Source organism: Rhizobium sp. BK456 (assembly GCF_014194045.1).
Taxonomy (GTDB): Bacteria; Pseudomonadota; Alphaproteobacteria; order Rhizobiales; family Rhizobiaceae; genus Rhizobium; species Rhizobium redzepovicii.
Genome location: NZ_JACIAO010000009.1, coordinates 22,804 through 42,426 on the forward strand (window position 1 = coordinate 22,804; position 19,623 = coordinate 42,426).

The 19,623-nt window shown below is 60.3% G+C and carries 24 protein-coding genes; 6 read left to right on the forward strand and 18 right to left on the reverse strand.

What is annotated here, in order from left to right:
- Positions 1 to 2 precede the first annotated feature (2 nt).
- From FHX03_RS23555 to FHX03_RS23570, 4 genes are read right to left on the reverse strand one after another with little or no spacing between them, the layout of a single operon-like run.
- A complete protein-coding gene (locus FHX03_RS23555) occupies positions 3 to 1,043 on the reverse strand; it encodes an LLM class flavin-dependent oxidoreductase (RefSeq protein ID WP_183855692.1) in 1,041 nt (346 codons plus the stop codon).
- Positions 1,040 to 1,975 (reverse strand): flavin reductase family protein, encoded by a 936-nt coding sequence (locus tag FHX03_RS23560; RefSeq protein ID WP_183779842.1) that lies wholly within the window; start codon positions 1,973 to 1,975, stop codon positions 1,040 to 1,042. The genes FHX03_RS23555 and FHX03_RS23560 overlap by 4 nt, the downstream gene beginning before the upstream one ends.
- Positions 1,972 to 2,817, reverse strand: coding sequence for an alpha/beta fold hydrolase (locus tag FHX03_RS23565; protein WP_183855694.1), 846 nt, complete (start codon positions 2,815 to 2,817; stop codon positions 1,972 to 1,974). Before FHX03_RS23565 ends, FHX03_RS23560 begins: the two co-directional genes overlap by 4 nt.
- Positions 2,818 to 2,830: 13 nt before the next feature.
- On the reverse strand, positions 2,831 to 3,433 hold the full coding sequence (locus tag FHX03_RS23570) for an amino acid synthesis family protein (RefSeq protein ID WP_097626299.1): 603 nt from the start codon (positions 3,431 to 3,433) through the stop codon (positions 2,831 to 2,833).
- 430 nt (positions 3,434 to 3,863) lie between these two features.
- Here FHX03_RS23570 and FHX03_RS23575 point away from each other — a divergent pair, with 430 nt between their 5' ends.
- From FHX03_RS23575 to FHX03_RS23585, 3 genes are all read left to right on the forward strand, one after another.
- Positions 3,864 to 4,025 carry a hypothetical protein gene (locus FHX03_RS23575; RefSeq protein ID WP_183855695.1) on the forward strand — a complete coding sequence of 54 codons (162 nt, stop codon included), beginning with the start codon at positions 3,864 to 3,866 and terminating at the stop codon, positions 4,023 to 4,025.
- 134 nt (positions 4,026 to 4,159) lie between these two features.
- Positions 4,160 to 4,966, forward strand: a complete 807-nt coding sequence (locus FHX03_RS23580) for a helix-turn-helix transcriptional regulator (protein WP_183779845.1) — start codon at positions 4,160 to 4,162, stop codon at positions 4,964 to 4,966.
- 120 nt (positions 4,967 to 5,086) lie between these two features.
- Positions 5,087 to 5,725: a LysE family translocator gene (locus FHX03_RS23585; protein WP_183779848.1), complete on the forward strand. Its 639-nt coding sequence runs from the start codon at positions 5,087 to 5,089 to the stop codon at positions 5,723 to 5,725.
- 254 nt (positions 5,726 to 5,979) lie between these two features.
- Here FHX03_RS23585 and FHX03_RS23590 read toward each other — a convergent pair whose 3' ends face one another.
- Both FHX03_RS23590 and FHX03_RS23595 read right to left on the reverse strand, forming a co-directional pair.
- Complete coding sequence (locus tag FHX03_RS23590; protein ID WP_183855697.1) at positions 5,980 to 6,675, reverse strand: GntR family transcriptional regulator; 696 nt, start codon at positions 6,673 to 6,675, stop codon at positions 5,980 to 5,982.
- A gap of 144 nt (positions 6,676 to 6,819) precedes the next feature.
- A complete protein-coding gene (locus FHX03_RS23595; protein WP_097626302.1) occupies positions 6,820 to 8,190 on the reverse strand; it encodes an FAD/NAD(P)-binding protein in 1,371 nt (456 codons plus the stop codon).
- A 225-nt stretch (positions 8,191 to 8,415) separates the two neighbouring features.
- Here FHX03_RS23595 and tauA point away from each other — a divergent pair, with 225 nt between their 5' ends.
- Genes tauA through FHX03_RS23610 form a run of 3 tightly spaced genes read left to right on the forward strand, consistent with a single transcriptional unit; the run spans position 8,416 to position 11,126 of the window.
- Complete coding sequence (tauA, locus tag FHX03_RS23600) at positions 8,416 to 9,429, forward strand: taurine ABC transporter substrate-binding protein (RefSeq protein WP_183779854.1); 1,014 nt, start codon at positions 8,416 to 8,418, stop codon at positions 9,427 to 9,429.
- 57 nt (positions 9,430 to 9,486) lie between these two features.
- Complete coding sequence (locus tag FHX03_RS23605) at positions 9,487 to 10,275, forward strand: taurine ABC transporter ATP-binding protein (protein WP_183855699.1); 789 nt, start codon at positions 9,487 to 9,489, stop codon at positions 10,273 to 10,275.
- Complete coding sequence (locus FHX03_RS23610) at positions 10,272 to 11,126, forward strand: ABC transporter permease subunit (protein WP_097626305.1); 855 nt, start codon at positions 10,272 to 10,274, stop codon at positions 11,124 to 11,126. Before FHX03_RS23605 ends, FHX03_RS23610 begins: the two co-directional genes overlap by 4 nt.
- Before the next feature lie 58 nt (positions 11,127 to 11,184).
- Here FHX03_RS23610 and FHX03_RS23615 read toward each other — a convergent pair whose 3' ends face one another.
- The 12 genes from FHX03_RS23615 to FHX03_RS34945 form a co-directional block, all read right to left on the reverse strand.
- Positions 11,185 to 11,901: a gamma-glutamylcyclotransferase gene (locus FHX03_RS23615; protein WP_183855701.1), complete on the reverse strand. Its 717-nt coding sequence runs from the start codon at positions 11,899 to 11,901 to the stop codon at positions 11,185 to 11,187.
- 57 nt (positions 11,902 to 11,958) lie between these two features.
- Entirely contained in the window at positions 11,959 to 12,267 is a 309-nt protein-coding gene (locus FHX03_RS23620; protein ID WP_183855702.1) for a hypothetical protein, read from the reverse strand.
- 11 nt (positions 12,268 to 12,278) lie between these two features.
- The gene (locus FHX03_RS23625) at positions 12,279 to 12,860 is read right to left on the reverse strand and encodes an RBBP9/YdeN family alpha/beta hydrolase (protein ID WP_183855704.1); all 582 of its coding nucleotides are present in this window, start codon (positions 12,858 to 12,860) and stop codon (positions 12,279 to 12,281) included.
- Positions 12,857 to 13,009 carry a hypothetical protein gene (locus FHX03_RS23630; RefSeq protein ID WP_183779863.1) on the reverse strand — a complete coding sequence of 51 codons (153 nt, stop codon included), beginning with the start codon at positions 13,007 to 13,009 and terminating at the stop codon, positions 12,857 to 12,859. Before FHX03_RS23630 ends, FHX03_RS23625 begins: the two co-directional genes overlap by 4 nt.
- A 13-nt stretch (positions 13,010 to 13,022) precedes the next feature.
- Positions 13,023 to 13,190 (reverse strand): hypothetical protein, encoded by a 168-nt coding sequence (locus tag FHX03_RS23635; protein WP_165503926.1) that lies wholly within the window; start codon positions 13,188 to 13,190, stop codon positions 13,023 to 13,025.
- A gap of 34 nt (positions 13,191 to 13,224) precedes the next feature.
- Positions 13,225 to 13,422 (reverse strand): hypothetical protein, encoded by a 198-nt coding sequence (locus tag FHX03_RS23640; protein WP_183855707.1) that lies wholly within the window; start codon positions 13,420 to 13,422, stop codon positions 13,225 to 13,227.
- A gap of 11 nt (positions 13,423 to 13,433) precedes the next feature.
- Complete coding sequence (gene msuE, locus FHX03_RS23645; RefSeq protein WP_097626309.1) at positions 13,434 to 13,994, reverse strand: FMN reductase; 561 nt, start codon at positions 13,992 to 13,994, stop codon at positions 13,434 to 13,436.
- 112 nt (positions 13,995 to 14,106) lie between these two features.
- Complete coding sequence (locus FHX03_RS23650) at positions 14,107 to 14,703, reverse strand: 2-hydroxychromene-2-carboxylate isomerase (RefSeq protein ID WP_183779882.1); 597 nt, start codon at positions 14,701 to 14,703, stop codon at positions 14,107 to 14,109.
- Between the two features lie 55 nt (positions 14,704 to 14,758).
- Entirely contained in the window at positions 14,759 to 15,796 is a 1,038-nt protein-coding gene (locus tag FHX03_RS23655; RefSeq protein ID WP_183855709.1) for an LLM class flavin-dependent oxidoreductase, read from the reverse strand.
- A gap of 7 nt (positions 15,797 to 15,803) precedes the next feature.
- Positions 15,804 to 16,739 carry an ABC transporter substrate-binding protein gene (locus tag FHX03_RS23660; RefSeq protein ID WP_183780315.1) on the reverse strand — a complete coding sequence of 312 codons (936 nt, stop codon included), beginning with the start codon at positions 16,737 to 16,739 and terminating at the stop codon, positions 15,804 to 15,806.
- A 68-nt stretch (positions 16,740 to 16,807) separates the two neighbouring features.
- Positions 16,808 to 17,752, reverse strand: a complete 945-nt coding sequence (locus tag FHX03_RS23665) for an ABC transporter substrate-binding protein (RefSeq protein ID WP_183779886.1) — start codon at positions 17,750 to 17,752, stop codon at positions 16,808 to 16,810.
- A 92-nt stretch (positions 17,753 to 17,844) separates the two neighbouring features.
- A complete protein-coding gene (locus FHX03_RS34945; RefSeq protein ID WP_183855711.1) occupies positions 17,845 to 19,620 on the reverse strand; it encodes an amino acid ABC transporter permease/ATP-binding protein in 1,776 nt (591 codons plus the stop codon).
- Positions 19,621 to 19,623 lie beyond the last annotated feature (3 nt).

Below are 19,623 nucleotides of genomic sequence, written 5' to 3' on the forward strand. Positions count from 1 at the left end.
TGCTACTCCTGAAATGCCGGCATGACCTCGGCGATGAAGCGCTCGAGCGACGCCTTCTTGCGCTCGAAACTCATGCCGGTGTCGATCCAGAAGGAATATTCGTCATAGCCGAGCGCTTCATAGGCCTTGAGCCTGCGGATGACGGTCTCGGCGTCGCCAACGACGTTGTTGGTGCGCATGACCTCGTCCGACAGCATGGCGTTGGCGCGGATCTGCTCGTCCGGAATCCGTTCGATCAGGCCCTGGGTCACCGGCTTCTCGTTCTTGAACCAGGCGAAGAAATAGTTGTAGTAGACGCTGAGTTCATGGGCGGCCTGGGCGACGTCTTCTTCCGACGAGCCGACATAGGTGTGGCGCAAAAGCATGATCTTCGGCCGCTCGACATCGGGATTCTTGGCGCAGGCATCGTTGAAACGGTCCATCAGCGACTGGACCTCGTCATCGCCCTGCCAGAGCGGCGTGACCTGGACGTTGCAGCCGTTCGCGACGGCAAATTCATGCGAGTTCGGATCGCGCGCAGCGACCCAGATCGGCGGGTTCGGCTGCTGCAGCGGCTTCGGCGCCGACGTGGTCGCGGGGAACTTGAAGAACTCCCCGTCATGGGCGTAGTCGCCGGCCCATACGCCCTTGACCGCCGGGATGAGCTCGCGCATGCGCTGGCCGGCACCCCAGGCGTCGAGACCCGGCAGCAACCGTTCGTATTCGAAGGAATAGGCGCCGCGCGCAATGCCGATATCGAGCCTGCCGTCGCAGATGATGTCGGTCATGGCTGCCTCGCCGGCAAGCTTGATCGGATGCCAGAAGGGGGCGATCACCGTCCCCGTCCCGAGCCTTGCCCGCGATGTGCGCCGCGCGAGATCGGCAATGGTCACGAAGGGGTTGGGAGCAATGGTGAAATCCATGCCATGGTGTTCGCCCGTCCAGATCGCATGCATGCCGCCTTTGTCGGCGATCTCACAGAGCGCGACGAATTCCTCATAGAGGCTCTTATGGCTCTGGTTGGCGTCGAGCCGTTCCATATGGACGAAGAGGGAAAACTTCATGCTTTTGCGCCCTTGGCTGGAATAGGATGAATGGTGCCGCCGGTCTCGTCGCCGAAATAGACGCCGAAATTGCCGATCGAGCTTTCCATCGCGAAGCGGTTGACGATATCGGCGGTCGAGCTGGTCTTGAATTTTGCCGCAGCCAGGGCGTCAGGTTTTACGAACCTGCCGCCGGCCGGCTCACCGTCTCCGGCAACGGCGTGATAAACGATATGCTGCTTCCCATCGCTCTTGCCCTCGTAGACCGAATAGAGAAAGCCGATGCTCACCTTCAGCCCGGTGAGCGTCTCCAGATATTCCTGCAGCGCCTCGGTCGGGTTGCCATCATGAGCGTCGACGCTCGGCAGGCAGAGCACATCGTCGCCGAGCAGAAGAACTTCTCCGCGGCGCTCGACGACGGCTGCGAGTTCGATATTGCCTTCGCTTGCCGCGGAAACCGCCTTGCTTGCGAGCGTCGGCGTGAAATAGCCGCCGCGCGCATAACCGAGACCATTGCGGCCGCTATTGTCGAAGGATTCGATGCGGCCCATCAGGATGACATGGTCGCCAGCCTCGACGACCTGTTCCATGGCGCATTCGAACCAGGCGGCCACATTCGAGAATATCGGGCAGCCGGCCGATCCCTTGGCCCATTCGACCGCCGCAAATCTGTCTTCGACCGGCCGCGCAAACGTGTTCGACACGTCCTTCTGCGTTTCCGACAGCACGTTGATCGCAAAATGCGGCGTACCGGTCATGGTGGCGAAATTGCGCGACGTCTTGGCAAGGCAGACGAGGAGCAAGGGCGGATTGAGCGAGACCGATGTGAAGGAGTTCGCGGTGAAGCCGATCGGATTTCCATCTCCGTCGCAGGCGGTGACGACAGTCACGCCTGTGGGAAAAGCGCCGAATGCATCTCGCAATGCCCTTGGGTCGACAGTCTGGATTGTCATCGTTCATCCTCCCCGAACGACAGCCACTCGGCGAGCAGCGAATTGACGATATCAGGCGCGGTCAGGTTCACCATATGACGATGGCCTTCGACGATGCGGGCCCAGCCCTTCGGCGCGAGCGCGGCCATCTGTTCCGCCATCAAGGGCGTGGAATTCGGATCATCGGACCCCGTCAGGAACAGGGCCGGACCAGCCACGTCCTTCCAGCGATCGGCATAGGTCTCGTCGCCGCCGGCGAAGGCGGCGTAAGCGACAGCATAGCCTTCCGGATCGACGAGGTTGAGCCATTTCCGCGTCAATTCCCGCGCAACAACGCTGTCAGCGTCATCGCCGAACCAGCGTGCCAAGGGACCTTCCTTGTCCACGCCCGTCACCGGAATGGCCGCGGCCCGTGCGAGCACGGCAGCTTTTGCTTGGGGATCGCGCCTGTAAACGCCGTTAAGGTACGCGACACGGCTGATCCGTTCGCCGAACGTCGCCGCCGCTCCTCCGGATACCAACGCACCCATGGAGTGGCCGGCAACATTCACCGTATCGATTGCCATCTCGTCGAGAAAACGCCCGAACCAGGCGACAAACTCATTGAGGCGGCTGCCCGCCGGCAATTTTGCGCTCTCGCCATGTCCCGGCATGTCGACGGCGATGACACGATGGCCGGCCGACAGAAAGGTGATCTGCGGCGCCCAGGCTTCGAGCCGCATGCCGACGCCATGAATGAGAACCAGCGGCTTACCGCTGCCGGCCTCGTGATAGGCCGTTCCGCTTGCCGTCTTCCTTCGGGGCAAGTCACCGGCGACGCTCTTTGCTGCAGCGGCGCCTGAGATCGATCCGGCTGTCAGCATCTCGGAGCCCCTTTCAAACGCCCGCAGGATTGGCGACGTCCTGCCCAAGATCTTTCAGATCCTGGTAGCGGTCGCCGATGCGGTGATGAGGACGCCCCCCCACCGACGCGCCGAGAGCCACGACAATCTCGTTGGCGGCCGGCGCATCGGGGATCGAGGTCTGGATGGTCAGGTAATGCGAGCGACGACCTTCGTCGTTCTTGTCCATCAGCGGGATCATGATCGGCGCATTGGCGGGACCGCGCGTATTGCAGAAGGCGAGATAGGACTTGGCGCCGACGGCGTGACGATAAAAATTGCCGAAGCGAAGCGTGTGGATGAGCGCGGAGGCATGTTCGATCTCACCGTCCAGGCCGACCACGGCGGCCTTGCCATAGGCTTCGACGGCATCGCCTGACCCGACCGCATCGATGATCATCTTGGTCAGCAATTCGCCGAGAACCGGCGCACCGGCGTGGATTTCGGGCTTGAGGTCTTCGACGAAGCCCTGGTCCGCCCATGGGTTCTTCACGACCGCGAAAGCGGTAAACATCTTCAGCGGCACCGCCGCAGCCTTGCCGCCTTCGATCAGCGTCGTTTCAATCTGCAGTCCCGTCTTGCGAATTTGAATGGCCATGGAATATCTCTTCTCTCTGTTTGGTATTATGGTATACCATAATATATTAGTGTCAACTTGGTTTTGGCCGAGACAAAATAAAGTCCGAAGATTGGCTTGGCGTGTGCGCTCGTCGCCCGGAAATGCTTGTTCCTTCAGCCTTAGAGCCGGACGGCGCGACGCTCCCTTAGTGACGCGACACGTACAACGCCAATATTCTCCCGGCCTATATGACCGCCTTAGATATTAGTGATTATGGCATACCATCATATCGAGCAAAGTTGGGTGTCAAGCTTGGAGTTTGAATTCTCCTCATTGCCCTGAACATCCAAGCGACACGGATATACGGTAGCTGACAGGTGCTGCTCCAGAGACGGAACCGCTCTGGGTTTGGATGTGCAGCAATGGGTTCGGTACCCGGTCAATGTACAGATTGTTTTACGAGCGCCAATTGAAGCTTGCCCCTGCTTTTCAGATCAGCTTCAATCCCTTTCAGGCTGACATGACCGTCCTTGATGTCGAGCGGCTTGGCCGCCTGGATGAACAGCTTCGTATGTCGAGGTCGGCGCGCGACGGCGTCGGATCACCGGAGGATGGCTGTTTGCCATCGTGATACCGCGCTGAGACTTACTCAGGTGTCAGTTACTTGCCGCCTCTCGGGGTCTCGTAGGTAGCGAGACCATCAACCACCATAAAAAATGATATGAAAAGGTTGCAAATCACGGAGTACGGGCTTTGGTACTTAGTATGAAAAGAGCTGAAATTAAATTATGGCAAAGCAATGCTATATCTGGTGTTGAATTGTCTAAAGTCTCGCAAAGTTATCATCGCTTTCCAAAGCATTTTCACGACACGTACGCTGTTCACCTGCATGAAAGCGGGACGATGATATTCTCGTATGGTCGAGCAGAGGTGGCATTGAAGCCGGGAAGCATCAATTTGATCCATCCTGGCGTTGTTCATTCTTGCCTTCCTGGAAACGAGCAGCCCCTAAGTTATAGGTGCCTATTTTTGCCCAGAAAATTCATGGACGATTACATGATAGCTTTGGGGAAGAAAGCTTCATGTCCCGCCCATATTTCCTTGCAAGATTCTAGTCTTTTTGGTGCGTTGAGTGCAGCTCACAGGCGGCTTGAGGTTGATGATGGCTTTCTTGGATGTGACACGATCCTGGCGCTTTGCGTTGAGATGCTGGTGTCTCAACGCAATGAGCGAGCCTCCTGGCGCGTCGACAACAGAGAACCGAAACATATCAAAGTGATTCGTGATTTTCTGCATGCGCATTACAACGAGCGTGTATCTTTGGCTTGTCTCGCCGATGTCGTGGGATTGAATCCAGTCTATCTCGTTAGGTCGTTTCGGTCATGCATGGGGATGCCTCCGCATGCCTATCAGACACAGTTGCGGATTAGTCATGCTCGGAACTTGCTTAGGGCCGGTACACCGCCCGCCGAGGTGGCAGCACTCGTCGGCTTCGCCGACCAGAGTCACCTGACCCGATTGTTTAAACAAACCACAGGCGTGACACCCGCATTTTTCGCGCGAAGTTTATAGCGTTCAAGACTAACGGAACCTCCTGTGTGAAATCCTGCTGCGATAGTCCGACAAAACGCAGATGGTACACAACCGTTCGCCCTCAGCAACAGTCCGGGGGAACAAGCAGGAGGAATAAAAATGCCCGCCACCGGTACACTCGCTATGTTCATCGCTGCGGCATTGACCTTGCTGCTGATTCCCGGGCCGGCAGTTTTATATATCTTTGCTCGTTCTGTTGAGCAGGGACGTGTTGCTGGTGTTGTTTCAATTCTCGGAATTCACGTTGCGACGGGGGTACATATAGTTGCTGCAGCGTTTGGGCTTTCTGCCATGGTCGCCTCATCGCCAATAGCGTTGGAAGTGGTGAAATATGCCGGTGCGGCATACCTGATTGGAATAGGGATCAAGAAGATTCTTTCCCGAGCTGTTTCTTTCGATGAGACCGTGCCCATTAAACCATATCCCTACGGTCATTTGTTTCGCGACGGATTTGCAATCAACCTTCTCAATCCTAAGACGGTTCTGTTCTTTCTGGCCTTCTTGCCTCAATTCATCGACCCGTCCCGTGGATCGGTTGCAGCTCAGACCCTCATACTTGGGATGATTTACACCATTCTTGGAATTATGACCGACGGTAGCTACGCAATGGTGGCGGGAGGCTTCGGAAACTGGCTGAAGCGCAACGCCAACTATCTTACTATCGAACGCTATGTGAGCGGCATTATTCTCGTCGGTTTGGGGTTCATGGCTGCCTTCTTCGGAAGCAAAAGCGCGTGATATTCTTGAATTCCGATTTTTATTACACCTCAAGCTAGGCGTAGCCACGTTACCGGCGCGAATGATGAAGCGCTGGGAGGAGTAAACAATGCAATTGTTCAGGCTCCCAACGCATGAGAACGATAGAATCGTTCCGGACCGACGCAACGCCGGCCAGGAACGGATTACGGATGCAGGCGACAGGCATCGACAATGTCGATGCGAGGCCCCCTACTGGCAGCCTCCTGAAAGACAGCGGTGGTTGACGTGTCAACCTATTCGGCAGGCTTCTGAGCGGACAGCACCGCCTCGGCAATTGCGCTGGCGGCCGCGACATGATCCATCGCGGCCCGCTGGGCCCCCTCGCCGTCGCCACGGCGGATGGCTTCGATAATCTTCGACATCTGGAGCGGCCCCTCGGTGCCGCGCCCTTCCGTCTTGATCGTCATCGAGCGCAGATGGTTGATGCGCACGGTGAGGAGGTTGACAACGCCCCAGGCGACATGCCTGTCGACTCTGGTGAACAGCGTTTGGTAGAAGGACGAGGTATGGGCAAGCACAGCGGCCATATCTTGGTCGCGATAGCTGTTGCGGATGGCGGTCAGGGATTCCTCGAGAGCGGCGACGATCTCGGGGCTGCCGCGCTCCGCGCATAGCCGTGCCGCCATGCCTTCGAGCGCACCGCGGATCTCATAGATCTGTTTGGCTTCCTCGATATCCAGCAGGGCGACGATCGGTCCCTTGTTCGGCAGATTGGCGACGAGCCCTTCCGATTCCAGATGTCTCAGAACCTCGCGCACCACCGTCCGGCTGACGCCAAGCTGGGCGCAGAGGTCGCGCTCGACAAGGCGGTCTCCGGGACGAAAATATCCGTTAACGATGGCCTCGCGAACTTTGTCGAGCGCCAATTCCCGCAATGTCTTCGCAGGACGCTCCACCCTGATTGCTGCGTCCTTCAGAGCACCGCTCATGCTGTACCTCAGTGTTTGGATTGACTTCGCAGGCTCAACTTCTGCGGCAGCCGAATTCAGGGAATCGTATTATGGCCTACCAAATACTGTAGCTGTCGGCGGCCAGCAATTCAACAGCACTGCGCCGATCCCGAGTTTGTCAGCCTATGCGCCGGAATTTGGCCTTGCCCTGACGATCTCCTCGGCCACGGCCTTCGCCTGCAGCCGAATGTCGGGGACGGCGGTGATCTCCCAGAATTGCCCCGCCGTCAAGGCGCCGACGGCAAACAGCCGGGCCGGCGAAATTCGAGATGGAGCCGTCACCTCGGAAGCCGCATCCACCTGAATGCCAAGGCCAAGCCGATCAGGCACGATCAGCTGAAACCGGCTCATTTCCTTCAGAAGCGGCGAATGGCTGATCCCGGCGCGCTCCATCCCCGTGCAGTTGACCAGCCAGTCCGCCTTGATTTCGGCGATCTCACGCTTGGCCCTGATCCTATAGTCGGCAACGAGCCTGCCTTCCCTGGCCTCGAGCGATTTCAAAAAGCCGGCGTGGAAGCGAACGGAACCGTCCGAGACCAGTTTCTCGAAGCCGGCGAATACGTCGGGCGCGACCCGGTGGCGATGGATGTTCCACCAGGGAAGCGCGTGGCGCAGGAAGCGGGCCCGCTCCTCGTTCGAAAGCCGTTGCCAGAGAGCCTGCGTCACCGGCCTCAGGCCGTCCATCACGCTTCGCCAGTCGGCGACCTCCCTGCTTTTGCCCCGCAAGATCTTCAACAGGCCACTGATCGTAGCGGGAAGCGCGTGAACGTCGATCGGCAGAGGCGCGGGCAGCGTCCTTGCATGGCCGAGCGGTGCCAGGCCGCGCCGCGAAAGCACCTCGATCCTGCCTCTGTGGCCATGGGCGCGAAGTGCCAGAACCTGATCGATCATCGTCAGGCCGGAGCCGAGAACACAAACCGTATCGGACGGCGCGACTCGCCTCAGCCAGGAGAGCCGCCACGGGTTCTCGACGATGTGGGATCGCAAAAATGGCGGGACGCCGGTCGGATCGACCGGAAGGTTGGCGTTTCCGACGCCAAGACAAAGCACCACGTTCTTCCCGGCAATCTCGTCGCCATTGCCGAGATGGAACGCGAGCGTGCTCGTATAGCGTTCCACGCAGCCCGCCGCCTTGGCCTTGATAAAATCGACCCGGCAACGGCGCTCCCGCTTGCGAAGCAGCCGGGCAAGCGTATCCCTGACATAAAGCCCGTAATCGCTGCGCGAGGCGAAATCGCCTGCCTGCAGCGGACGCCCATTGCTTTTCAGCCAGTCGACAAAGTCGTCGGGGTGGTGGGGCAGCAGGCTCATGCGGCCGGCAGGAACGTTGAGGCGATGGAGATAGAGCTCCGTCCGGTATGCCGTCCCGCGCCCGAAACCGGGATCGTCGCCGACGACGGCAACCTTCGCCGAAGCGGGAAGCTGCTGGATGAGATTGCAGGTCACAGCGATCGCTGAAAAACCGGAACCGACGACGATCACATCGTATATCAATGCATTCTCCCTGAAGCTTCAAACGCTGTCGAGACATCTCGTCATTTAAGCCCTGACGTCGCTCGCCGGTCCTGCGGACCGCATGAGCGGCAGAATCACGAAAACAATTATCTCTATAGTCTATAAATATAGTTTGTTATTCCTCCCGCCAGCCCCTTCTCGACGATTACCCTTTGAAGGTGAGATCAAGGGGCCGGGTGGCCCTGGAAACAAAAGGGGCTCAGGATGAATTTCAGAAATTTGGTTGCCGCAATCGCGGTCAGCGTCGGCACTCTCGCAACGGCGATCGTCGCCGAGGCGGCGGACAAGAAGGTCGTCGTCGGTTATCAGACCGATGCCCTGCCGTCTTCCGTGGCGATCGCCAACGGCGAATTCGCCAAGGACACGGGCTACGACATCGATTTCCGCAGGTTCAATTCCGGCGCCGAAATTTTTGCCGCCATTGCCTCGGGCGACGTTCAGGTCGGCTATGTCGGCTCCAGCCCGTTTGCAGCTGCGGTGTCGCGCGGGCTCGAGGTCAAGGCCTTCTACCTCGCCTCCATCTCCGGCATCGACGAGGCCCTCGTCGTCCGCAACGGCTCGGGCATCGAAAGCCTGAACGATCTGAGGGGCAAGAAGCTCGCCGCCGCGCCTGTCTCGACTGACCATTATCAGCTCCTAGCGCTGATCAAATCGCTTGGCCTGACCGAGAAGGACGTCCAGGTCTTCGCAGTCCCGCAGCCGGAGATCGTGGCGAGCTATAACCGCGGCGATATCGACGGTGGCTTCGTCTGGGATCCGGCGCTCACCGAACTCAAGAAGAACGGAAAGGTTCTGGTGACTTCCAAGGACGTGGCCGACAAGGGTGCACCGACATTCTCCGCCTGGGTCGCCACCTCGACGTTTGCGACCGAGAACCCGGAATTCCTGAAGGGCTTCGCTTCGGTCATCAACAAATACTACGCCTCCTTTGCCTCCGACAAAGCAGTCTGGGGTCCCGACAGCGACAACGCCAAGTCGCTCGCAAAGCTTCTCGGCGGAACGGCCGAGCAACAGGCCTCGGCCCTGAAGAACCTGACGCTGCTCACCCCAGAGGTTCAGGCATCGGACGCCTGGCTCGGCGGCGGCGAAAAGGCCGGCGCCGGCAAGATCCTCAAGGACACCGCATCGTTCCTGAAAGAGCAGGGCAAGGTGTCCGACGTGCTGGCAAATTACGGCGCCTTCGTCACCGCAGACGCGCTTACCAGCGTCAGCAACTGATCCTCCCCGATGCCGGCGCGGCTGTTGTGGCGCCGGCATCGAACTAGCGAGCGGACCATGCTTAAAGTCGATCACGCCAGCGTTTTCTTTGCAGCTCGGGACGGGCGGACCGTCCACGCGCTCGATCGCGTCTCCTTCGATATCCCCGAACGGGGTTTCGTCGTCGCGCTCGGCGCCTCGGGATGCGGCAAATCAACCCTTCTCAACGCGATTGCCGGTTTCCTTCCGCTGTCGGATGGCCGGATCACGCTTGATGGCCGCGCAGTCGAACGGCCGGGCGCCGATCGCGGCGTCGTCTTTCAGAAAGATTCGCTGCTGCCCTGGAAATCGGTGGCCGACAATGTCGCGCTCGGACTGAAATTTGCCGGCGTCAACCGCAAGGAGCGACAGGCGCGCGCGTTCGAACTGCTCCGGCTCGTCGGCCTCGACGAATTCGCCAATGCCTTTCCCTACGAACTGTCGGGCGGCATGCGCCAGCGGGTCGGCATCGCCCGGGCCCTTGCGGCCAATCCGGACATCCTGCTCATGGACGAGCCGTTCGGAGCGCTCGACAGCCTGACACGCGAGCAGATGCAGGAACTGCTGGTTTCCGTCTGGAACAAGACGGCGAAGAAGATTTTCTTCATCACCCATTCGATCGAAGAGGCGCTGTTTCTCGGCACGCAGGTTCTGGTCATGTCGCCTCGGCCGGGGCGCGTTGTCGCCCGCTTCGATCTCGATTTCATCAGCCGCTTCGCCGAAACCGGCGACGCACGATCGATCAAGGCCTCGCCGCAATTTGCCGAGCTGCGCGAGGAGGTACGCGCCATTCTCCACAGCAGCGAAGATTTGAGGAGCGTCGCATGAGCGATATCGTCCAGAGATCGCCGGTCGCGGCGCGGAGAGAGGACCGCCAGGTCAAACTGGTGAAGATGGCAAGTTTCGGCGCCGGCGAGAAATCCACGATGGCGATCAGCGTCGCTACCGCCTTGGCGATTCTGCTGCTGTGGTGGCTCGTTTCCGCGCTCGGTCTCGTGCCACACCTGTTCCTGCCGCGGCCGGACGAGGTGCTGACGCAGATCGGCCTCGTCTATCGTGACGGTTATGCCGGCGCATCGCTTTCCGAGCATATCCTCGCGAGTCTGTTCCGCATCGTCGTCGCAGCGCTGATCGCCATCTCCGTCGGCATTCCGCTCGGATTGCTCATGGGCCTGAACCGCTGGGCCAAAGGGGTACTCGATGCGCCGATCGAGTTCTACTGGCCGCTTCCGCCCCTCTCCTACCTGCCGCTGATGATCATCTGGCTCGGCATCGGCGAAACGTCGAAGATCACGCTCCTGGTGCTGGCAATGTTCGCGCCGATCTGCCTCTCGGCCCAGGCAGGAGTCCGTTCGCTGCCGATCGAGCGCGTCAATGCCGCCCGTTCGCTGGGTGCGAGCCGGCTGCAGCTATTCATCGATATCGTCCTGCCCTCCGCCCTGCCGGAAATCCTCACCGGCATCCGCATTGCCCTCGGCGTCGGCTGGGGCACGCTGGTCGCCGCCGAATTGATCGCCTCGACGCGGGGGATTGGCTTCATGATCATGTCGGCATCGCAGTTCCTGGCAACCGACGTCGTCTTCGTCGGCATCGGCATCATCGCGGTCTGCGCCTTCACCTTCTCGGCCGCCATCCGTTTCCTGGAGACCTACCTTGTGCCGTGGAAAGGCAAGCTCTGAGGGAATGCAGCCAATTCAAAACCTCAAAGCGCCGCGGGTCTGAAAAGACGCGCAGCACTTAACGGCTTTGTGTTACCCCGCTGAAGCCGTGTATCGACAGGAGTTCGGCGGCGACGAGTTCCTGAAGCCGCCACAAATTGCGATCGCGGATGCCGCGTTCTTCCAGATGCTTGACCGTCAGATAAAGATATTCGGCGCAGGAGCCCATATGTCCGCAGGCCCTGGCAAGCACGGCCGCCACCGTCTCCAGCGGCAATTTGCGGGAAACGCGCTCCCCCTTCGGGCCGGCCCAAAAGACCAGGGCGCGCACGAAGCCATGTGCGGTTTCAACCGGAATCCAGCGAACCGTCGCGGCATCTTCGATCGTGCCGACCTCACGGCGGATCAACCGCCGAATCTGGCCAAGACGATCCCCATCGGCAAGCCTGTAGAGGATGCCGTTGCAGCGTCCGCCGCGATCAAGCGCCATCATGAGGCCGGGCTGCGCCCGGCTTCCCCGCCAGCGGGTCATCTTAAGGCAGAAGGACCGATGCCAACCCCTTGCTGCGCCGCGCTGCCACTCGACGGCATCGAAGTCCGGCTTCCATATCAATGATCCATAGGCGAAGACCCAGAGCGGCGCGCCATCGGATTCCTGGAGCAGCCGCCTGGCAAACATCTCCGTCTCCATCTCGGTCAGCGGTGTCCGGTGCGGCTCGGGGCCGGGATCGAGCTCGGGGCGAAGGCTGAGCGACACGAGCTCGTCCGTGAGAGCCATCCTGGTTGCGCCGAGCATCCGAACCTCGCTTCGTCGCATACCGGGCTGCTTATGCGCGATAATACCGGTCACGTTTCAATGCACCGTAAATCTGGCCGCGTCGGCTCGGCGCCGCTGCAAGCTGCGGATCAGCATCGCGGCCTCCCTGACGATCGCCGCAAATGTCGTATCGTCGGCCTCTGCGATCCTGCCCGTCATGTCGCGGATGATTGTCGTCAAATGGATGATCGAATGACGATGTTGCACCTCTTCAGGCCCAATTTCGGCATCAGCCATGGCAAGCAGCGTCTCTACCAATCGCTCCATGGTTTGCCGGCGCCGGCACCTCGGGTCAGCATTCGGATCTTCGCTGAGGCGCAGGAGATCGTCGATGATATCGGACATTCCGTTTCCATTCACAGCGCGAAAGCCGGCCGCGCGAAAACGTTGCGCCTTCGATCGCCGGCGCGCATCTTCAAGGCATCCAGCAGCTGGTAGCCGCTTCGCCAGCGGCCAAAACCGCTGGCGATATTGATGTGGCCGGCAAGGCCGATATTCCTGGTCTCGGCCTTCCACAGGCGACCAAACAGGGTCAGTCGATCGACCGCCATATAGGCGTCGTTCATGCTGCCGATAACGATGCTCGGAAATGGCAGAGGCGCCGTCGGCATGCCGCCGAAAGAGATATGCCCGGGGTGCAGAATGTCCGTGGCCGGCAGATCGCAGGGAGCAACGAGCAACGCTCCATTCACCCGACGGGCAACACTTCGCCCGGCCAGCCGGGCGGCGAGCAGGCATCCGAGACTATGGGCAACCAGATAGGCCTCACCGGCCTCTTCGAGCACGCCTTCCAGGCGCGCCAGCCACGAGTCGAGGTCAGGATGAGCCCAGTCGTCCTGGGCGACGCAAAGGCTGCCCGGCTGATCCTGCAGCCAGTGCTGTTGCCAATGCCCCTCTCCTGAGCCGAAAAGTCCGGGAAGAATAAGGACGGCACTCATTGGATCAGCCCGACCGCCAGGGCGAAGAGGAACGTGAAGGAACCGACGATCGTGCAGATTCCCGCCGCATGCCTGAATTGCGGCATGACGCTGCCTGCCGGTCTTCTCAGGCCGCGCCGGCGGAGGCCGGTCTCGACGACGATTGCCATCACACCGCCCTCCTCAATACCAAAGTCCGGGCATCGCACCCCAATAATGGAGCTCATATTCGCGGGCCGACCGGTCTCGCTCTTCGTCACGAGCAAACAATCCGATTACAGGCTTCCGCGCCTTGCGCTGGAGGAAGTAGCCGATCACTCGTTTCAGCCGGAAAAAGAAATCAAGCTTCATACAAACCTCCTGTCGGGACCGATATCTTCGGCGGTTAGGAAATCAGCGAATGACGTTGCGCATTGGCAAGAAGATCGCGAAACGATGCAGTCGGTCCGTAGAGCATCAACAGGCGGTTCTCTTCCCGCTTGGCGAGGCGATATCGTCGGACGAATTCAAAGACGCTCCATAATTGCTCGTCTGATCCCGGCCGCTCCGCATCGTCCATTGCTGCCTCCTGAGACCGGGCCATCGCGACGATCCCTATTCCGCCGCCGCTATTGCCGGGCTTGCTTCAGGAAAGAAGGCTGCCAACTCGCCGATCACTTCGCTGATGCGGTTCGAGAGCGCCTCCGATGAAACCGCGTAATTTGCGAAATCGCGGTCAGAGGCATAAACCGCCGTCGGCAGCGTATGGGCCATGAAAAAACCGAATAGCGGCCGAAGCTGATGCTCGACCATCAACGCGTGCCGGTCGCCGCCGCCCGTCGCGGTAATGATGATCGGCTTGCCCCGAAGTTCCTGCGGGTCGATCAGATCGATCAAATGTTTGAACAGACCGGGATAAGAGCCCTTGTAAGTCGGCGAGCCGATGATCAAGGCATCGGCCCTGACGATCTCGTCGACGACGCGCCCGGCCTGCTCATCGAGGTCCTTGCGCCACAAGGCGTGGCCCAGTGACGGGCCGAGATCATGCAGATCATAGGTCTTGCTGGTAAAGCCGTATCGGAAGCTGGCGCGGTCGGCGACATGCCGAACGAGCGCCAGTGTCTTCGATGGACGGTTGAAGCTGCCGGCGATGCCGACGAGTTTGAAACCTGACATGGTTTTTCCTCTCTATATCGCCTCAAATATTGTCTATAAAATTACTGGAGCAAAGGAATGAGCGTCTCTCCTTTGACGCTCGGCGGAAAAAACATTCGTCTTGGTGATCTTCCTACGGTCTGTCGCCGCGAAGATGTCGCTCGAGGAAGGGCAGATTGTCCTGTCCCCAATAGATCTCGCCGTCATGGACATAGGTGGGAAAACCGAAAACGCCGCTGTCGCGCGCATGCACGCGGTCCGCCGACCACTTGTTCTGGACGTCCTCGTCGGCTTGCCGCCTGAGAAGGGCTGCGCCATCGAAACCTGCCGATGTGACGATCGCCTCGCGCACATCGGGTTTGCCGATATCCCTCGCCTCGCTCCAGAAGGCATGCTGCAAGGCCTTGCTGACGCCGATCCAATCCTGTCCATCGAGATAGGCGGCGATCACGAAAAGGGAGGCCGGCGTCGGATCGCTCAGCTCCGGGCGGTGTTCGAGCCGCAATTCCTTCCCGCGCACGCGCGCCCAGCGTTTTAGGTCCCGCGTCCAATAGGCGCGCCGGATCTCCGGACGGTTGCGCGAGAAGATACCGCCATTTTCCTCGACCACCGTCGTCAGATAGGGCGTGATGACGACGTCGTTCTTGGCCGCCAATTCGATGAGGGCGTCGAAGCCGATGTAGGACCAGGGCGATCCGATCGAAAAGAAGTATTCTACCGTTTTGGTCACTGATAAATGTTCCTCGTGGGATGATGCTTCTGGCGTCGACTCGACGTCCGCCTTTTCAGGAAGCGGCCCGAATTTGGGGCTGGGCTTTCCATCCGAGCTCGGGTGCGATTGATGTCACGAAGTCGTAGAGGATCTGGCGGTATTCCTCGTGCTCGAACTCGTAAGGAAGCTCCAGCCTCAGCTCGCCGACCTCAGGCAGGATCGGATCGGCAAAAAGCTGCGCCAAGATCTCGTCCGCGGTGCCGACGACATCGCGCGCGAATAAGGTGCGCCGCTCGCCTTGCGGCGAAAGTGTGCGCCCATGGCGGCTCTCGGCATAATCGCGGTAACGGCGGCGCGTTGCCTTGTCGGCGCTGTCGAAAGGCACGATAACGCGGCCGAGCGCAATACGGCGCTGAGGTCCGGCGGCACGGTGGGTTTCAACCAACCTGGATTGGGCAACGAAGAAATCATCCGTCCCCTCCCCCCTTATCACATTGCCGGTCAACAGATTGAAGCCATTGCGGCCGGCCCATCCGGCCGAGCGCTGCGAGCCGCCGCCATACCAGATGCGGTCGATCAGGCCCTTGGCATAGGGCTGCAGGCGCGGCCGCTGCGGGCCGAAGGGCGTCTTGATGAACGTCTGCTCGTCGCCCAGATAGGTGCCGCGCAAATTGTCGGCAAAGCGCAGCACGCGATCATGGGAGACATCGTGGCCGGTCCAATCGCCGTCGAAGACGAGCGGGGCAATCAATTCGGCATGCAGCGGCCGGCCGGCGCTGACGCCGATGTTCAGGCGCCCGCGCGCGAGAATATCGACCGTGGCCAGGTCTTCGGCCAGCCGATAGGGGCTCTCATAGCCGATCGGAATGACCGCCGTTCCGAGTTCGATCCGGCTGGTGCGCTGTGTGGCCGCCGCCAGGAAGGCGCTCGCCGAAGAGATCCCCGGCTCAAGATGACGCTGGCGGACCCAGGCGCTGTCGAAACCCAGCTCCTCGCCAAATTGCAGTTGTTGGAGCGTCTGCTCCAATCCCGACAACGGATCGCCGTCGGGATAATTGCCGGGGGTGAGGAAGCCGATATGGCTGATGGATATGTTGCCCACTCGTGCCATCCGATGATCAGTATTTCGGCAGGCCGGGCGGGTTGGTCTCGGATGCCGGCAAGGCTTCCTCGGAAAGATGCCAGTGGTCGAGGATTTTTGCGTAGGTGCCATCCTTGATCAGGCCGTTGGTGGCGGCAGTCAGCGCATCGGCCAGTCCGCTTCCCTTGCGGGTGGTGATCGCGACATCCGAGCGATCCGGCCAGCCGGCACTCAGCGTGCCGACGCGCTTGATGTTCTTGTCGCGCGCTGCGATGAAGACGAGCTGTGCATGCGGCTGGACGATGACATCGGCCCGGCCGGAACGCAGCGCGAGAAGGCTTGCCGCCTCGTCGTCGTAATATTGCAGCTCGATCGGCTTCAGGCCCGCGGCAACATCTTCCTCGCTCCACTTCACCAGGATGCGCTCCTGGTTGGTGCCGGCCCCGACAATGATCCTGAGGCCGGCCGCATCCTTGGGCTCCTTGATCGAGGTGACAGGACTGTCGGATTTCACGAAGAAGCCATGCAAGCCCTGGCGGTAGGTGGAGAAATCGAACTTTTCCTTGCGCTGCTCGGTGACGCCGACGTTCGAAATGACGGCATCATACTTGCCCGAGACGAGGCCAAGCGGCCAGTCGATCCAGGCGACGGGCACGATCTCCAGCGTCAGGCCGAGGCTCTCGGCGATGGCATAGGCATAATCGGGATCTGCCCCGACCACGGTCTTGGCGTCGGTGGCATAGGTGGCAAGCGGCGGACCGCCCGGGCTGACGGCGATGGTGAACTTGCCTGACGTGACGAACTTGAAATCCTTGGGGATTGCGGCAATCGCCGCATCGTTCTTGGCGGCGTGAAGCCGGCCCGGTTGTTCCGGGCTAAGGTCGAAATCCTCGGCTGCACGGGTTGCGCCGAAGGAAAGGGCCGACGCCATGGCGGCGATCATTAGGGTCCGGAATGCCGGAAAGGCAATCATCGTCTTCAATCTCCAAATTGTCAGGCAGGAAAGGCCGGCAGCATTGCCGCCGGCCCAATAGGGATCGATCAGGAGCCGCTCTTCGGCAGGCCCGGTGGGTTGGTCTGGGCCTTGTCGATCGCCTCAGGACCGAGGTTCCACGTATCGAGGATCTTCCGGTAAGCACCGCTGGCGATCAGGTCGTTAACGACATCGGTCAAGGGCGCGGCCAGGCCGCTGCCCTTGCGCGTGGTGACGGCAATTTCTGCGGTGATCGGCCAACCGCCGCTGACAGTGCCGACGAGCTTGGTCTTGCCGTTGATCCCCGCCGAATAGGCCTGCGTCGCGTTCACGCTGAAGACGGTGTCTGCTCTGCCCGACTGGACGGCAAGATCCTTGACCGCATCGTCGTCATAATATTGCACCTCGATCGGCTTCAGGCCGGCGGCGACATTCTCACGATCCCATTCCAGCAGGATCTTCTCCTGGTTGGTGCCGGCATCGGTGATGACCTTCAGACCGGCAATATCTTTCGGTTGCTTGATCGAGGTGATCGAGCTGTCGGACTTGACGTAGAAGCCAAGCTCGTCCTTGCGATAGGTCGAGAAATCGAATTTCTCCTTGCGCTCTTCCGTGACCGTCACGTTGGAGATCACCGCGTCGAACTTTCCGGAGGTCAGCCCCAGGGGCCAATCGGCCCAGGCGACGGAAACGAGCTCGAGCTTCAGACCCAGGCTGTCGGCAATCGCCTGGGCCAGATCGACGTCGTAACCGATGACCGTCTTGGAATCGGAGGCATAATCATGCAGCGGAAGATTGCCGCTCGAGCTGATGCCGACGGTGAAGACGCCGTTTTCGACGAACTTGAAGTCCTTGACTTCGGCAATGCGCTTCTCGTTCTTTTCCACCCGCAGCCGGTTCGCCTGCTCGGGGCTGAGATCGAACTTCTGCTGCGCCTGAGCGGAACCGAAACCGATCGCGCCAATGGTGACGGCTCCCGCTATCAGAAGCCTTGCCCTATCTGTAAATGTCACGCCCCTTCTCCATTTCATCTTTAGGTTGTGGTTATTGTTATTCGGCCGGAGCAGCCCGTCGCGGCCCGGCATTTCGCCAGCGCTATCAGGCGCTAGAGAACCTTGGCGAGGAATTCCCGCGTACGGGGATGTTCCGCTTGTGCGAAGATGCGGGCCGGCGGGCCAGCCTCCAGGATGCGGCCGCTTTCCATGAAGACGACCGTGTCGGCGACTTCGCGGGCAAAACCGACCTCATGGGTGACGATGACAAGCGTCGTGCCGGTGCGGGCAAGCTCCTTGATGACGTCGAGCACTTCGCCGACGAGCTCCGGGTCAAGCGCCGAGGTCGGCTCGTCGAAAAGCAGTACCTTCGGGCGGAGCGCCAGTGCACGGGCAATCGCCACACGCTGCTGCTGGCCGCCGGAAAGCTGGCGCGGATAGGCGTTGATCTTGTCGCTGAGGCCGATGCGTGCCAGCAGCTCCTGCGCCAGTTGCACGGCGTCCTCACGGCTGACGCCGCGAACCTGGATCGGTGCCTCGATGAGGTTTTCGAGCACGGTCAGATGCGGGAAGAGATTGAAGCTCTGGAAGACCATGCCGATATCGGCGCGGCGTTTGAGGATATCCTTCTCCTTGAGCTCGTAGAGCGTATCGCCCTTCCTGCTATAGCCGACGAAATCGCCGTCCACCGAGATGAAACCCTCATCGACACGCTCCAGGTGGTTGATGGAGCGCAGAAGCGTCGACTTGCCCGAGCCGGACGGACCGAGGATGGCGGTCACGCTGCCTGCAGGCAGACTGAGCTCGACATCATCGAGCACTTTCAGCGAGCCGAAGCTTTTGGAAATGCCGTGAATGCGCACCGCGGCGCCTGCGGCCCGCAGCGTCGCCGCATCATGTAAACCGATCTTGCGCACGCTGTCGGTGGCCGCCTCGAGGACAGGCAGCGGACGGCGGAAACGCTCGAAAAGTGCCTGGAAGGGCAACGGCGTCGGATTGCGCACGGCGCCTTTGGAGAAGTAGCGTTCAATATAGCGCTGAGCGATCGACAGCACCGTCATGATGATCAGATACCAGACGGTCGCGACCATCAGGAGCGGAATAACTTCGAGATTGCGGCGGTAGATCACCTGGACCGTATAGAAGAGCTCCGGCAGCGCCAGCACGTAGACCATGGAGGTGCTCTTCGCCAGTCCGATGAGTTCGTTGAAGCCTGTCGGCAGAATCGAGCGCATGGCCTGCGGCAGCACGATGCGGAAGGCCTGGCGACGGCGCGGCAGGCCGAGTGCGGCGGCGGCCTCCAGCTGTCCGTGATCCACCGAGAGAATACCGCCGCGCACGATCTCAGCGAAGAAGGCCGACTGGTTGAGAGTCAGGCCGAGAAAGGCAGCGGCAAAGGGCGTCAGCAGCTGCACGGTGGGATAGTCGAGGAAGACGGTATCGGTGAAGGGAATGCCGATCTTGATCGTCTCATAGAGGTAGCCGAGATTGTTCAGGATCAGCAGCAACACGATGACCGGGATCGAGCGCAGCAGCCAGATATAGCCCCAGGAAAGGCCGGAGAGCAGCGGCGACTTGGAAACGCGGGCAAGCGCCAGGGCCGTTCCGAGGATGGAGCCGGATATGGCGGCAAGTACGGTCAAAAGCAGCGTCCTGCCGAGACCGACGAGGACTGGTTCGGCAAAGAACCATTCAGCAAAGACGCCCCAACCCCAGCGCGGATTGGTGAAAATGGAATAGAGCACGGCGATGATGACGACGGCGGCAAAGATCGTGCCTGCCAGGCGGCCCGGATGACGCGCCGGCACGATGCGGTAACGGGAATAATCCTTCGATCCTGCCGTCCTGCTGCCGGGGTCGATGCCGGCGAAATCCGTCGTCAGTGCCATTGT

Excerpts from the sequence above, each read along its gene's own strand:
- tauA (WP_183779854.1), top strand. The coding sequence starts at position 8,416 with ATGAATTTCAGAAATTTGGTTGCCGCAATCGCGGTCAGCGTCGGCACT.
- FHX03_RS23565 (WP_183855694.1), bottom strand. The coding sequence starts at position 2,817 with ATGCTGACAGCCGGATCGATCTCAGGCGCCGCTGCAGCAAAGAGCGTC.
- FHX03_RS23640 (WP_183855707.1), bottom strand. The coding sequence starts at position 13,422 with ATGGCCCGGTCTCAGGAGGCAGCAATGGACGATGCGGAGCGGCCGGGA.
- msuE (WP_097626309.1), bottom strand. The coding sequence starts at position 13,994 with ATGTCAGGTTTCAAACTCGTCGGCATCGCCGGCAGCTTCAACCGTCCA.
- FHX03_RS23585 (WP_183779848.1), top strand. The coding sequence starts at position 5,087 with ATGCCCGCCACCGGTACACTCGCTATGTTCATCGCTGCGGCATTGACC.
- FHX03_RS23605 (WP_183855699.1), top strand. The coding sequence starts at position 9,487 with ATGCTTAAAGTCGATCACGCCAGCGTTTTCTTTGCAGCTCGGGACGGG.
- FHX03_RS23610 (WP_097626305.1), top strand. The coding sequence starts at position 10,272 with ATGAGCGATATCGTCCAGAGATCGCCGGTCGCGGCGCGGAGAGAGGAC.
- FHX03_RS23580 (WP_183779845.1), top strand. The coding sequence starts at position 4,160 with ATGAAAAGAGCTGAAATTAAATTATGGCAAAGCAATGCTATATCTGGT.
- FHX03_RS23560 (WP_183779842.1), bottom strand. The coding sequence starts at position 1,975 with ATGACAATCCAGACTGTCGACCCAAGGGCATTGCGAGATGCATTCGGC.
- FHX03_RS23625 (WP_183855704.1), bottom strand. The coding sequence starts at position 12,860 with ATGAGTGCCGTCCTTATTCTTCCCGGACTTTTCGGCTCAGGAGAGGGG.
- FHX03_RS23620 (WP_183855702.1), bottom strand. The coding sequence starts at position 12,267 with ATGTCCGATATCATCGACGATCTCCTGCGCCTCAGCGAAGATCCGAAT.
- FHX03_RS23615 (WP_183855701.1), bottom strand. The coding sequence starts at position 11,901 with ATGCTCGGCGCAACCAGGATGGCTCTCACGGACGAGCTCGTGTCGCTC.
- FHX03_RS23630 (WP_183779863.1), bottom strand. The coding sequence starts at position 13,009 with ATGGCAATCGTCGTCGAGACCGGCCTCCGCCGGCGCGGCCTGAGAAGA.
- FHX03_RS23635 (WP_165503926.1), bottom strand. The coding sequence starts at position 13,190 with ATGAAGCTTGATTTCTTTTTCCGGCTGAAACGAGTGATCGGCTACTTC.
- FHX03_RS23555 (WP_183855692.1), bottom strand. The coding sequence starts at position 1,043 with ATGAAGTTTTCCCTCTTCGTCCATATGGAACGGCTCGACGCCAACCAG.
- FHX03_RS23655 (WP_183855709.1), bottom strand. The coding sequence starts at position 15,796 with ATGGCACGAGTGGGCAACATATCCATCAGCCATATCGGCTTCCTCACC.
- FHX03_RS23570 (WP_097626299.1), bottom strand. The coding sequence starts at position 3,433 with ATGGCCATTCAAATTCGCAAGACGGGACTGCAGATTGAAACGACGCTG.
- FHX03_RS34945 (WP_183855711.1), bottom strand. The coding sequence starts at position 19,620 with ATGGCACTGACGACGGATTTCGCCGGCATCGACCCCGGCAGCAGGACG.
- FHX03_RS23660 (WP_183780315.1), bottom strand. The coding sequence starts at position 16,739 with ATGATTGCCTTTCCGGCATTCCGGACCCTAATGATCGCCGCCATGGCG.
- FHX03_RS23590 (WP_183855697.1), bottom strand. The coding sequence starts at position 6,675 with ATGAGCGGTGCTCTGAAGGACGCAGCAATCAGGGTGGAGCGTCCTGCG.